This window comes from Streptomyces sp. NPDC058092 (genome assembly GCF_042884935.1).
Taxonomy (GTDB): domain Bacteria; phylum Actinomycetota; class Actinomycetes; order Streptomycetales; family Streptomycetaceae; genus Streptomyces.
On sequence record NZ_JBHVSY010000005.1, the window covers coordinates 381,649 to 394,101 of the forward strand.

General features: G+C 69.2%; 10 protein-coding genes. 5 read left to right on the forward strand and 5 right to left on the reverse strand.

What is annotated here, in order from left to right; genetic code table 11:
• Positions 1 to 163: 163 nt before the first annotated feature.
• The 5 genes from ACFVV1_RS11830 to mtnA form a co-directional block, all read right to left on the reverse strand.
• Complete coding sequence (locus ACFVV1_RS11830; RefSeq protein ID WP_389988219.1) at positions 164 to 892, reverse strand: ComF family protein; 729 nt, start codon at positions 890 to 892, stop codon at positions 164 to 166.
• Between the two features lie 87 nt (positions 893 to 979).
• The gene (locus ACFVV1_RS11835) at positions 980 to 2,845 is read right to left on the reverse strand and encodes an LpqB family beta-propeller domain-containing protein (RefSeq protein ID WP_389988222.1); all 1,866 of its coding nucleotides are present in this window, start codon (positions 2,843 to 2,845) and stop codon (positions 980 to 982) included.
• Positions 2,835 to 4,859 carry an MtrAB system histidine kinase MtrB gene (mtrB, locus tag ACFVV1_RS11840; protein WP_389988225.1) on the reverse strand — a complete coding sequence of 675 codons (2,025 nt, stop codon included), beginning with the start codon at positions 4,857 to 4,859 and terminating at the stop codon, positions 2,835 to 2,837. Before mtrB ends, ACFVV1_RS11835 begins: the two co-directional genes overlap by 11 nt.
• 1 nt (position 4,860) lies before the next feature.
• The gene (gene mtrA / locus ACFVV1_RS11845; protein WP_187438793.1) at positions 4,861 to 5,550 is read right to left on the reverse strand and encodes a two-component system response regulator MtrA; all 690 of its coding nucleotides are present in this window, start codon (positions 5,548 to 5,550) and stop codon (positions 4,861 to 4,863) included.
• 4 nt (positions 5,551 to 5,554) lie between these two features.
• Positions 5,555 to 6,700: an S-methyl-5-thioribose-1-phosphate isomerase gene (gene mtnA / locus ACFVV1_RS11850; RefSeq protein WP_389988228.1), complete on the reverse strand. Its 1,146-nt coding sequence runs from the start codon at positions 6,698 to 6,700 to the stop codon at positions 5,555 to 5,557.
• Between the two features lie 140 nt (positions 6,701 to 6,840).
• Between mtnA and ACFVV1_RS11855 the strand changes: the two genes are divergently transcribed.
• The 5 genes from ACFVV1_RS11855 to ACFVV1_RS11875 are packed head-to-tail and all read left to right on the forward strand — an operon-like array spanning position 6,841 to position 12,300.
• Positions 6,841 to 8,076, forward strand: coding sequence for a hypothetical protein (locus tag ACFVV1_RS11855; RefSeq protein WP_389988231.1), 1,236 nt, complete (start codon positions 6,841 to 6,843; stop codon positions 8,074 to 8,076).
• Between the two features lie 4 nt (positions 8,077 to 8,080).
• A complete protein-coding gene (locus ACFVV1_RS11860; protein ID WP_389988234.1) occupies positions 8,081 to 8,770 on the forward strand; it encodes a DUF4129 domain-containing protein in 690 nt (229 codons plus the stop codon).
• A complete protein-coding gene (locus ACFVV1_RS11865; RefSeq protein ID WP_389988237.1) occupies positions 8,767 to 9,981 on the forward strand; it encodes a DUF4350 domain-containing protein in 1,215 nt (404 codons plus the stop codon). The genes ACFVV1_RS11860 and ACFVV1_RS11865 overlap by 4 nt, the downstream gene beginning before the upstream one ends.
• Positions 9,978 to 10,979 (forward strand): AAA family ATPase, encoded by a 1,002-nt coding sequence (locus ACFVV1_RS11870; RefSeq protein WP_389988240.1) that lies wholly within the window; start codon positions 9,978 to 9,980, stop codon positions 10,977 to 10,979. Before ACFVV1_RS11865 ends, ACFVV1_RS11870 begins: the two co-directional genes overlap by 4 nt.
• A 10-nt stretch (positions 10,980 to 10,989) precedes the next feature.
• Positions 10,990 to 12,300 carry a DUF58 domain-containing protein gene (locus tag ACFVV1_RS11875; protein ID WP_389988297.1) on the forward strand — a complete coding sequence of 437 codons (1,311 nt, stop codon included), beginning with the start codon at positions 10,990 to 10,992 and terminating at the stop codon, positions 12,298 to 12,300.
• Positions 12,301 to 12,453: the final 153 nt, after the last annotated feature.

Consider the following 12,453-nt stretch of genomic DNA (forward strand, 5'->3'; position numbering starts at 1 on the left):
GGTGAGTCACCTGCCCGAAACCTGGTGGTGCATTCATCGAGGTCCGGCATTCACCATTCCTCACAACCGAACATAGCCTGCCTGGCCGGATGTCGGCACCCGCTACTCGCACGTACCTCCGTTCAGGTCTTTTTACCCGCTCACTACCTGCAACGATGCAGGTTCACCGGCAGTTCCGGTTTATTTCGAAGGCGGACGGAGATACTGCGACAACGGCTGCCTGGCCGCCGCCGTGCGCGACACCGTCGCGCCCGCACGCTGCCCCGATCGCCCGAGCCGCCTCGGCCAGCGAGGAACCGGTCGTCAGAAGGTCGTCCACCAGCACCACCCGTCCGGCCGCAAGCAGCCGTTCACCCCCGGCCACCACCTCCAGCGCCCCCGCAAGATTCGCCTGCCGCTGCCGGGCTCCCAGCTCCGCCTGATCGGCCACCGGGCGCCGCTGCCGAAGCACCCCGGCCACCTCGGCCCCGATACCGCCGCGCCGCAGCTCACCGGCGGCGGCCAATGCGATCCGCCGCGTCGGATCATGCCCCCGCGCCGCCACGGCCCACCGTGCCGACGGCACGGGCACGAGCAGCTGCGGGCCGACGGAGCCCGCCTGCCCCGTCCCGGCCCGTACTGCCCCCGCCAGCGCCTTCCCGAGCGCCCCGGCCAGCCCCAGTGCACCCCGCTCCTTATGGGCCAGGAGCACCGCACGTACCGCGTTCTCGTACGCGGCGGCCGCATGCACCACCGGCAGGCCCACCGGCTCCGGCACGGGCCTCACCCTGCGCGGCACCGCGCCGTACAACTCCGCACGGCATTCCTCGCACAGCTCGATACGCGGCCTGCCGCAGCCACCGCAGGACACCGGCAGAACCAGTCCGGAGATCTCCCGCCACCACCCCCGCATGACTCCACTGTGCACTCCCCGAAGGGCCCCGGCCACCCCTGTGGATAACCCGGGGCGGCTGGTGAGATCACGGCCCGCCAGAGAAGCTCAGCCCGGGTAGACCAGCGACCAGCCTTGCTTGACCACCGTCTGCCAGTTGTCACCCGGCGACAGTTTCACGATCCCGTCGCTCGACGTGGCCGCCATCAGCGGCAGCTGCTCGTCGTCCGCCGCCGCGACCGACGACACCTGGTTCACGCCGGGCAGAACGCCCGACGCCGGTGTCGACCCGTCCGCCTGCACATAGCGCACCTGCTGCACGCCACCCTGCTCCTTGCCGACCACCACGAGACGGCTCCGGCCCGACCACGACATCGCGGTCACATCCGTCAGTTGCGGTGCGGCCTGCCGCAGTTCCACCACCGAGACCTGCTGTTCACTCTCCGGCCCGCGCCGCTCGATCCGGCCGATCTTCAGTGTGGTGTGGCCGTCCTTGGTCACCAGGAGCGCGATCCGTACGCCGTCCGCGGACATCCGCAGCGCCTCGATCCGATCGTCGCCCAGGCTCGGCACAGTGACCTCCTGCGGCTTACCGGCGCCACCGGCCAGCCGCAGCAGTCTGGGGTTGCCGGGATCCCGGTCGGCCACCCAGAGGTCGCCCCGCCCGTCCCAGCTCGGCACCGACAGACGGTTGTTCGAGGCGTGGCCCTTGCTGGTCACCGAGGCTGCCGGAAGCTCGCCGTCCGAGACGATGGACGAGACGTAGAGGGCCGTCCTGTCGCGCGAGACCGCCGCAGCCGACTGCTCGTCCCTGGCCACACCGACCGCTCCCATCCGCACCGGTCCGTTACCGAGCGGACCGGCCACCACCTCCGGGGTGCCACTGCCCTTTGTGCTGCCGGGAATTCGCTGCACATGCCACCTGGCATCGACGAAGTACTGGCTGTCCGGCCCACTCGACGAACCGTCAGGGGCGAACTCCTCCGCCTGGTCCGCACCGATGACACAGAGCGGGGAACCGTCGGAGCGCTGGAGCTGGACCTGCTCGACCCGTGCGGACGTCAGGTCCCGCAGGGTGTAGAGGACCTGTGCGGCCATCATGCGACAGGACCGCTGTCCGACACCGTCCGCCTTCTTGTCGAGCGGCACCTTCAGTACGTTTCGGTCGTCGGGGGACAGCGAGGTGACGCCCTTCTTCAGCGCCGTACCCGGGGGGAAGCGGGAGGCAACCACCGGCCGCAGCCAACTGGTCGGCCCCGCCAGGAGACTGCGGACCGCCTGCGTCACGGTGTCCATCCCGGTGACGGGGTCCGTCCGGCTACGGAGATAGACGGGGTCGGCGACCAGCGCCGACTGCGCAGCCGTCCGCCCTGCGGCGAAGTAGTACTTGTCTACGGAGCGGTAGAGCCGCTTGAAGTCCGACTGCCCGAGAAGAAGTCCGTCCGGCACCAGGTCGATGCGCCACTCCTTGCCCTCCGGCCCGCTCTCCTTCACCAGGTGCAGGGTCTGGTCGTAGTCCGTGGGCGCGAGCGGCTGATAGGCGCTCTGGGCGTCGACCGTTGCCACCTTCTCGCCGGTCAGGGTGTAGGTGATCTCCGTGATGGCGCGGTCGCTGTCGCGGAACGGGCGGTCGTTACGGTTCGGCGCCTTGGTGAGCACCGTCGTGAACGCGCTCGGATTCCAGGTACTGGCTGCCTTCCTCGTCAGGTACTTACGAGTTGTCCTGAAGTCCGAATCATCACTGGTCATGGACTCCAGGAAGCCGTCGACCACCTCGTTGGGGGTGGCGTTGTCACGCGGTGCCACGGCATACACCTGCACCTGGGAGTCGCCGGGCTGCGAGGCGTCGACAGCCTTGACATCCCCGGTGACGGGCATCGAGCCGCACGCGGACAGGAGCACGACACCGCTTCCGAGCAACGCGAACAGCCCCAGCACGCGCCCATGGCCGTCCCTGCGACGGTCAGTGCCCACGATTCGATTCCCCCCGCTCCGGTTCCTTCAGTGCAAAGTCGAATTCGCCACCCGGCCGGTCCTCGGCGGGGCGCGCGACCACCCGTGCTCCGCTCCCCGGCAGGGCCGCCGGATGCACCGAGACCGGTGCCGTACGCGGGGCCACGGGGGCACGCGAGGGTACGGGCAGCGCGGCCCGGTCGTTGTCGCCGGGCTGGTTCGGCACCGCCGTCAGCCGGTGCCCACTCCCGGTCGCGGGAGCGGCCGCGGCACGCTCCCGGTTCTCCCGGTTGCGCCGGGAGTCCTCGGGCTCCAGCGGTATGGGCGATCCGCGCAGCGGTTCGTCCGCCGTGCGCGGCAGAGTCAGCCGGAACTGCGAACCGCCGCCGGGCTCGCCCCATGCCTGCAGCCAGCCGCCGTGCAGCCGGGCGTCCTCCACGGCGATGGACAGTCCGAGCCCGGTGCCGCCGGTCGTTCGCGCGCGGGCCGGGTCAGCCCGCCAGAAGCGGTTGAACACCCGCGTCGCCTCGCCGGGCTTGAGCCCCACACCGTAGTCCCGGACGGCCACGGCGACCGCACCTCCGGCCACCCCCATCCGCACCACCACGTCCCGGCCCTCGCCGTGCTCGACGGCGTTGACCACCAGATTGCGCAGGACCCGCTCGACCCGCCGAGCGTCGGCCTCCGCGATCACCGGCTGCTCGTCGCCGACCACCCGGATCCGGGTGCCCTTGCGCTCGGCCAGCGGCTCCGCCCCGCCGATCACCCGTCGGACGACCTGTCGCAGATCTATCGGCTCCGCCTCCAGCGCCGCGGCGCCCGCGTCGAACCGGCTGATCTCCAGCAGATCGGAGAGCAGCGACTCGAACCGGTCGAGCTGATCCCCGAGCAGCTCCGCGGAGCGTGCCGTCACGGGATCGAAGTCACTGCGGGCCTCATGAATGACATCGGCGGCCATCCGTACGGTCGTCAGCGGTGTCCGCAGCTCGTGGGAGACATCGGAGACGAAGCGCCGCTGCATCCGGGACAGCTCCTCCAGCTGCTGGATCTTGAGCTGCAGGTTCTGCGCCATCTTGTTGAAGGCCTCGCCGAGCCGGGCGATGTCGTCCTCGCCGGTGACCTTCATCCGTTCCTGGAGCCGGCCCGCGGAGAGCCGCTCAACGATGCCCGCCGCCATCCGTACGGGCGTGACGACCTGTCGCACCACGAACCAGGCAATGGCCCCGAGCAGCACGACCACGAACATTCCCGCGGTCGCCAGCGTGCCCTTGACCAGCGTCAACGACTTCTCCTCCTGCGTCAGCGGGAAGAGGTAGTAGAGCTGGTACGGATTGTGGTCGATGTCGTAGAGCCGCTTGCCCACGACGAGTCCGGGCTGCGACTCCTGGCCATTCGCATACTGGATCAGTGAGTACGTCTGAAACGCGCCCGGGCCGTTGTTCACGGAGTCCCGCAAGCTCTGCGGGATGCTCGCCGCCTCCACACTGCCCGAGCCGCGCGGCGCACGGGTGCCCTCGTCGGCGCTGAGCGCCACCACGTTGAAGGCGTTCTTGCCGCCGCTGGCGAGCTGGTCGACGAGCTCGGTCCGCCAGGAATTGTTGGCCGTGCTGCCGTCCACCGCGTCCCTGCCCTGCCCACCGGGGGTGAGCGGGGCGTTCGCCTTCTCCTGGGCCGCCGCGAAACCGCCGGCTGCCTGGGTCTGGGCTGCTTTGCCCTTGGCGTCGAGCAGGCCGTTGCGCACCTGCCCGATCACGACCAGCCCGAGGAGCAGCACCACACCGAGCGACATGAGCAGCGTGCCCGCGACGACGCGGAGCTGGAGGTTGCGTCGCCAGAGCCGCACGGCGGGCAGCAGCGGGCGCCGCACCCAGCGCATCAGCAGTCGCGGCACAGGGCCGCCGAGCGCCCGGTCGCGGAACAACCGGCCACCCTTCAAAAGGCGCCCGACCTGGGACGCCCTATGTCCTGGAGCAGCAGCCCGCCCCGCACGGGCTCCCGGCTCCCCGGGCTGCGGAGCAGCGCTGCTCGGGGGCATCTCAGCTCGGTCCGGCCTTGTAACCGACCCCGCGGACGGTCACCACGATCTCGGGCCGCTCCGGGTCCTTCTCGACCTTGGAACGCAGTCGCTGAACATGCACGTTCACCAGCCGGGTGTCTGCGGCGTGACGGTATCCCCACACCTGCTCCAGCAGTACCTCACGGGTGAAGACCTGCCACGGCTTGCGGGCGAGCGCGACCAGCAGGTCGAACTCCAGCGGGGTGAGGGCGATCGACTGCCCTTCCCGCTTCACCGAGTGACCGGCCACATCGATGACCAGGTCCCCGATGGCCAGCTGCTCCGGCGCCGGTTCCTCGGACCTCCGCAGACGTGCCCTGATCCGGGCTACCAACTCCTTAGGTTTGAACGGCTTGACGATGTAGTCGTCGGCCCCTGACTCCAGGCCCACCACCACGTCAACCGTGTCGCTCTTGGCAGTGAGCATGACGATCGGCACACCCGACTCGGCCCTGATCAACCTGCAGACCTCGATGCCGTCCCTTCCGGGCAGCATCAGATCCAGCAGGACCAGGTCCGGCTTGGCCTCACGAAATGCGGCAAGTGCCTTGTCGCCGTCCGCTACGAACGACGGCTCGAACCCTTCACCACGCAGCACAATCCCGAGCATCTCGGCCAGTGCGGTGTCGTCGTCGACGACAAGGACGCGTCCCTTCATAATCGACATCATCCCATTAGCTAATCGTTACCTGCGATGATCTGGCACACAGCTCTGCCAGTCCGACCCCCGTGACCGGGGAAACTACGCCCTCCTCCGTGACGATCGCCGTAACCAGCTCCGGCGGTGTGATGTCGAACGCGGGGTTGTACGCGGGGGTTCCGACCGGTGCCACGAGCACCCCGCCGGCGTCCCCGCCTGCCACCCCCACCTGCGGCAATGTGAGCTCCGTCACCTCGCTCGCGGATCGCTGCTCCACGGTGATCGATGCCCCGTTCGCGGTGTCCAGATCCACGGTCGTGGTCGGCGCCACCACGATGAACGGTACGTGGTGGTACTTCGCGAGCACCGCCAGCGGATAGCTCCCCACCTTGTTCGCCACCGATCCGTCCGCGGCAATGCGGTCCGCCCCGATGAGTACGGCGTCCACCTCTCCCGCGGCAAACAGCGAACCTGCGGCATTGTCCGTGAGCAAGTTGTACGGCATGCCATTGCGCGCCGCCTCGTACGCGGTCAGCCGAGCTCCCTGCAGCAGTGGACGTGTCTCGTCCACCCACAGCCGGCGCAGCCTCCCCTCCCGGTGTGCCCCGAGCGCCACAGCGAAGGCAGTGCCCTCACCACCCGAGACGAGCGCCCCCGTATTGCAGTGCGTCAGCAGTTGATGCCCGCCACCGGACAGCAGTTCATCCAGAAGAGCAAGCCCGTAGCGCGCCATACGCCCACTGGCCTCGGCGTCCTCCCGGTGCAGCGCCCTGGCCTCGGACAGCGCCGCCTCGGCGGCCCGCCCCGGATCGGCCCCCTTCCCGATGGCCGCCCCGTACACCCCGGCAGCCCGCCGCACCCCGTATCCGAGATTCACCGCGGTGGGTCGCGCCCGCTCCAGCAGTTCCGCAGCCTCGGCCACGTCGTCTCCCCGCGCGGCTGCGAGAGCCACTCCGTAAGCCCCTGCGATGCCCAGCAGCGGCGCCCCGCGCACTGCCAGCGTCCGGATCGCCCGCACCAGCGTGGGCACATCGGTGCACACGAGTTCGGCCTCCTCGGCAGGCAGCCGCGTCTGGTCGAGGAGCACCAGCGCGGGACCTTCGGGAAGCTCATCCCAGCGAAGTACGGGAAGCGCGGGAGGCTCGATGCCCACCGGCGATTGCGCGTCCTGATCAGCCATCCGCACAGTCTGCCCGGTAAACCGCTCACAAATGAAGGTACGAAGGAGATGGAGCGCCAGGCCCGCGCCGGAGCAACGCGTGGCACGATGGCTGCCAACCTGCCGCCCCGATGAGCGGACAGGACCATGAAGGAGCGAAAATGAACGACACTCCGGGCTGGGCCTCGCCCGGATCTGCCCCCTCCGAGGGTCAGAAGGCGGGCGTCCCCCGGCCTTCCGGGCCCGTCGACGGCAGCGGCAGCGGCCCGGCAGGGAACTGGTCGCCCACGCAGCCGCCCGCAGAGCAGTGGTCCCCACCAAGCACTCCGGGAGCAGGTCCCAGCGGACCTCCCCCCGCCCCGGGCTGGGGCGGGGGACCTCAGGGCACCGGCTGGGGCGGCGGACCGCACGGCGCCGGCTGGGGCCGGCCGCCCACTGCAGCCAAGCCCGGTGTCATCCCGCTCCGGCCACTCGGCGTCGGCGAGATCCTCGACGGCGCTGTCTCCACGATGCGCGCCCACTGGCGCACGGTCCTCGGCATCACTCTGACCGTCTCCGTGATCGCACAGATCGCGATCACCCTCGTGCAGCGCTACCTGCTGCCGGAACCCGCAGCCATCGACCCGGATGCCACCGGTTCGGAGGCGCTCAGGCAAAGTGCCGACTCGGCTCAGTCGGCACTGGTCAACAGCGTGCCGTCCCTGCTCATCACCATGATCGCCACGCTGATCACGACATCCGTACTGACCGTGGTGATCAGCCGCTCGGTGCTGGGCCGCCCGGTGACGCTCTCGGACGCATGGGCCGAGGCCCGGCCCCGGCTTGCCCAGATGCTGGGTCTGACACTGCTGCTGGTCCTGATCAGCTCCGCCATCCTGACAGCCGGCCTGCTGCCGGGCATGCTGATCGGCTCCGCCGCAGGCGCCGCACTCGTCGTCATCGGCTTCCTGGCCACCTCCGTCGTCGTCATCTGGCTGATGGTCCGCTTCTGTCTCGCCTCGCCGGCACTGATGCTGGAGCGGCAATCGATCACTGCCTCCATGCGCCGCTCCGCGAAGCTGGTCAGGGGCGCATGGTGGCGAACCTTCGGCATCCTGGCTCTCACCTGGCTGCTGACGCTCATCGTGTCCGTGGTCATCGCGATTCCGTTCAGCATCATTGCGATGTCTGTGGACGGCGGCGGTATCAGCTCCCTCCTCACCGACGGTTCCATGGACTTCGGCTGGCCGTTCCTGATCGTCTCCGGCATCGGCCAAGTGATCACCGCCACGATCACCTACCCGCTCTCCGCCGGTGTGATGGCCCTGCTCTACATCGATCAGCGCATCCGCCGGGAGGCACTCGACCTCGATCTCGCCCGGGCAGCGGGCCTGCCCGGATACGACACCAGGAGCTGATGCCGTGTCGGCGACGGGGGGCACAACAGCAGCGCAGCTACTGATACGAGCGAGCGGCGACATACCCGTGGACACTCCACGTGTCCCGGCCCGGGAGGCCGCGAAGCACGAGCTGTCCAAGCCGATGTACCACGAGAACGATCCCAACCTCTTCCAGCGCAGTCTCGACCGGCTCTGGGACTGGATCGGCGATCTCCTGAACACGGCCTCCGGCGCCGCACCGGGCGGACCAGTCGGTCTTGTCGTGCTTGTGCTTGTCGTCATCAGCCTCGTCGCCGCGCTCTGGTGGCGGCTGGGCACCCCGCACCGCACCGTGCGTTCCGCTGACGCCCTCTTCGACGACAGCCCCCGCAGCGCGGCCGGACACCGGGCGGCAGCCGAAGCCCATGCGGCCGCCCACCGCTGGAACGAGGCGGTCCAGGAGCGCATGCGCGCCATCGTCCGCTCTCTGGAAGAGCGCGCCCTGCTCGCCCCCCGCCCTGGGCGCACAGCAGACGAGGCCGCCGCCGAAGCGGGCCGTCCACTGCCCGCACACGCCACGCGACTCCACGCCGCCGCCAGAGAATTCGACGATGTCACATACGGCGGCCGCACCGCGGACCAGCAGGCGTACCTCGCCGTACGAGCTCTGGATCTCGATCTCCGGACCGCCAAACCGTTCCTGACGACCGCGGCCCAGGGAGCAGCCGAATGACCGAGGTCACCGCCGCCCCCACCACCTCGGCATCCCTCACCCCGCACCAGATCTGGACCCGAACCCGAGGTCTGCTGTTCGCCCTCCTGGTACTCGCCGCAGCCGGAATCGCTCTGGCAACCGTGCGCTCCGGTGACCACCACGGCCGCCTCGACCCCCGCTCCGCCGACCGCTACGGCAGCCGGGCCGTCGCCGAACTCCTCAAAGAGCGTGGCATCTCCGTGCACGTGGTCACCACGCTCGCCGAGGCCACAGCCCAGGCCGGCCCCGAGACCACGCTGCTCGTCGCCTCCCCCGATCTGCTGACACCGCACCAGCAGAACAAACTCCACGCCGCGACAGCCGACTCGGCCGGCCGCACCGTCCTTCTCGAAGCAGGCCCTGATTCCGTGGGTACCCTGGTCCCCGGTGTCCGCGCAGAGTCCGCCGGACCGGTGGCCGCCCGCACCCCGCAGTGCTCCCTGTCCGCCGCTCGCAACGCCGGTACCGCCGAAACGGGAGGCTTCCGTTACTCCTCGAGCGGCCCCGGCTTCGTCGCCTGCTTCCCAAGCGATGGCCTCCCCACCTTGCTCCTGGTCGAACGGGGGACGAGTGACACCGTCCTCCTCGGTTCCCCCGACCTCCTCTACAACGACCGGCTCGGCAACCAGGGCAATGCCTCCCTGGCCCTCCAACTCCTCGGCTCCCGCCCACATCTGGTCTGGTACCTCCCCTCGCTCGCTGACACTTCCGCTGCCGCCGAGAACGGCGGAGACAGCGACGCCGGCGCCCACAACGACCGCAGCTTCCCCGACCTGATTCCCCGAGGCTGGCTGTGGGGCACCCTGCAACTCGCACTTGCCGCTGTACTCGCCGCTATCTGGCGCGCCCGTCGTCTGGGCCCCCTGGTGACCGAACGACTGCCCGTGGCCATCCGCGCCTCCGAATCCACCGAAGGGCGAGCCCGCCTCTACCGCAGGGCAAACGCCCGCGACCGGGCCGCCGACGCATTGCGTTCCGCCACCCGCACCCGTATCGCCCCGCTCATCGGCGTCTCCCCACGCGATGCCCACTCCCCTACAACACTCATCCCTGCCATGTCCGCCCGCCGCAACACCACCGGCACCGATCTCCAAGCCCTGCTCTTCGGACCCGCCCCGTCCGACGATGCCGCTCTTGTACATCTGGCAGATCAACTCGACACCCTCGAAAGAGAGGTACGCACGTCATGAGCGCCCCGCCCCCAGTGCCCGCCGGGACCACCGAGACCCTCGGGAACGGCGACACAGCCCGCGCATCCCTGGAAGCGCTGCGCTCCGAGATCGCCAAGGCCGTGGTCGGCCAGGACCCGGCAGTCACGGGACTCGTCGTCGCCCTGCTCTGCCGAGGCCACGTCCTCCTCGAGGGCGTCCCCGGCGTGGCCAAGACCCTTTTGGTCCGGGCTCTCGCCGCCTCACTCGAACTCGACACCAAGCGCGTCCAGTTCACCCCCGACTTGATGCCGAGCGATGTAACCGGTTCGCTGGTCTACGACGCCCGCACAGCAGATTTCTCCTTCCAGCCAGGCCCTGTATTCACCAACCTGCTGCTCGCCGACGAGATCAACCGCACCCCTCCCAAGACGCAGTCCTCCCTCCTGGAAGCGATGGAAGAGCGCCAGGTCACCGTCGACGGAACCCCTCGGCTTCTGCCCGACCCCTTCCTCGTGGCCGCTACGCAGAATCCCGTCGAATACGAGGGCACCTACCCGCTCCCCGAAGCCCAGCTGGACCGCTTTCTCCTCAAACTGACCGTGCCCTTGCCGTCCCGCGACGAGGAGATCAACGTCCTCACCCGTCATTCCGACGGCTTCAATCCGCGCGACCTCAGGTCAGCGGGCATACGCCCCGTTGCCGGCCCGGCCGATCTGGAAGCAGCCCGCAACGCAGTTGCACGGACCAAGGTCTCCCCTGAGATCGCAGGCTATGTCGTCGATATCTGTCGTGCCACGCGTGAGTCCCCCTCGCTCTCCCTCGGTGTCTCTCCCCGAGGCGCTACCGCTCTGCTGTCGACCGCCCGTGCCTGGGCCTGGCTCACCGGCCGCGACTACGTCATTCCGGATGACGTGAAAGCCCTGGCTCTCCCCACGCTTCGCCATCGCATCCAACTACGGCCCGAGGCGGAGATGGAGGGAGTCACCCCCGACTCCGTCATCACGGCGATCCTCGCCCACGTCCCCGTACCCCGATGAGGCAGTGACCGTGGCCCTTACCGGACGTACCGCCTTGCTGGCCGCCCTGGGGTCACTCCCTGTAGGCATCCTTGCCCCAAGCTGGACAGGCATGCTCGCGATCAACGCACCGCTCTCTCTAGCAATTCTGTGCGACTATGCCCTGGCCGCACCAGTGCGAACGCTTCAGTTCACCCGATCCGGTGACACAGCGGTGCGCCTTGGGGAGTCTGCCGAAGTACAACTCACCGTAACCAATCCTTCCCGTCGGCGCCTACGGGCACACTTCCGCGACGCCTGGCCGCCCAGCAGCTGGCCCACCGGCGCGGAGCAGGCCTCAGCCCGTCACACACTGACGATCCCTGCGGGGGAACGCCGTCGGCTCACCACCATGCTGCGACCGACGCGACGCGGAGACCGCCGAGCCGAACGTGTTACCGTCCGCTCGTTCGGACCTCTGGGACTCGCGGCCCGCCAAGGAGGTCACCAAGTCCCGTGGACGGTACGTGTCCTGCCGCCGTTCACCAGCCGCAAGCATCTGCCGTCCCGTCTCGCCAGGCTCCGGGAGCTCGACGGCCGCAGCAGCGTTCTCACCCGCGGGAAGGGCACTGAGTTCGACAGCCTGCGTGAGTACGTTCCCGGCGACGACACACGTTCCATCGACTGGCGGGCCACCGCGCGTCAGTCCACCGTCGCGGTGCGAACATGGCGACCTGAGCGGGACCGACACATCCTCATCGTCCTGGACACCGGCCGTACTTCGGCGGGCCGTGTCGGTGACGTACCCCGTCTCGATGCCGCTCTGGACGCGGCCCTGCTCCTTACTGCGCTGGCCTCGCGTGCAGGCGACCGTGTGGATCTGCTCGCCTACGACCGCCGAATCCGAGCCCAGGTCCAGGGCAGGTCCGCGGGAGACGTCCTATCGGCCATGGTGAATGCGCTGGCGTCGGTCGAGCCAGCACTCGTGGAAACGGATGCCCGAGGTCTCAGTGCTGCTCTGCTTGCCTCCGCACCTCGTCGCTCCCTGATCGTGCTCCTCACCGGTCTGGACGCGGCCCCCGTGGAAGAGGGCCTACTGCCTGTTCTCCGCCAACTGACTCAGCGCCACACGGTGCTGGTAGCGTCGGTGACCGATCCGCACATCGAACAGATGGTGGGAGCCAGGGGCACCGTGGACGCGGTCTACGAGTCGGCAGCCGGCGCACAGGACCAAGCGAGGCGACTCCGCACTGCAGAGCAGCTCCAGCGCCGCGGCGCTGTCGTCGTCGATGCCACCCCGGACAACCTCGCCCCGGCTCTGGCCGACGCCTACCTGGCTCTCAAGGGTATGGGTCGCCTCTGACCCACTCCCGCCCCATCAAAAAAACCCGTCGGGGAAGGGGCACTTTCCCGACGGGTTCTGAACGCAGAAAAGCCCCGTGCCACAAGGGCACGGGGCTTTCCGTAAAAGGAGTTCGGCGGCGTCCTACTCTCCCACAGGGTCCCCCCTGCAGTA

Coding starts and splice junctions, on each gene's coding strand:
- ACFVV1_RS11830 (WP_389988219.1), bottom strand. CDS start 892: ATGCGGGGGTGGTGGCGGGAGATCTCCGGACTGGTTCTGCCGGTGTCC.
- mtrB (WP_389988225.1), bottom strand. CDS start 4,859: ATGCCCCCGAGCAGCGCTGCTCCGCAGCCCGGGGAGCCGGGAGCCCGT.
- mtrA (WP_187438793.1), bottom strand. CDS start 5,550: ATGATGTCGATTATGAAGGGACGCGTCCTTGTCGTCGACGACGACACC.
- mtnA (WP_389988228.1), bottom strand. CDS start 6,700: ATGGCTGATCAGGACGCGCAATCGCCGGTGGGCATCGAGCCTCCCGCG.
- ACFVV1_RS11855 (WP_389988231.1), top strand. CDS start 6,841: ATGAACGACACTCCGGGCTGGGCCTCGCCCGGATCTGCCCCCTCCGAG.
- ACFVV1_RS11865 (WP_389988237.1), top strand. CDS start 8,767: ATGACCGAGGTCACCGCCGCCCCCACCACCTCGGCATCCCTCACCCCG.
- ACFVV1_RS11870 (WP_389988240.1), top strand. CDS start 9,978: ATGAGCGCCCCGCCCCCAGTGCCCGCCGGGACCACCGAGACCCTCGGG.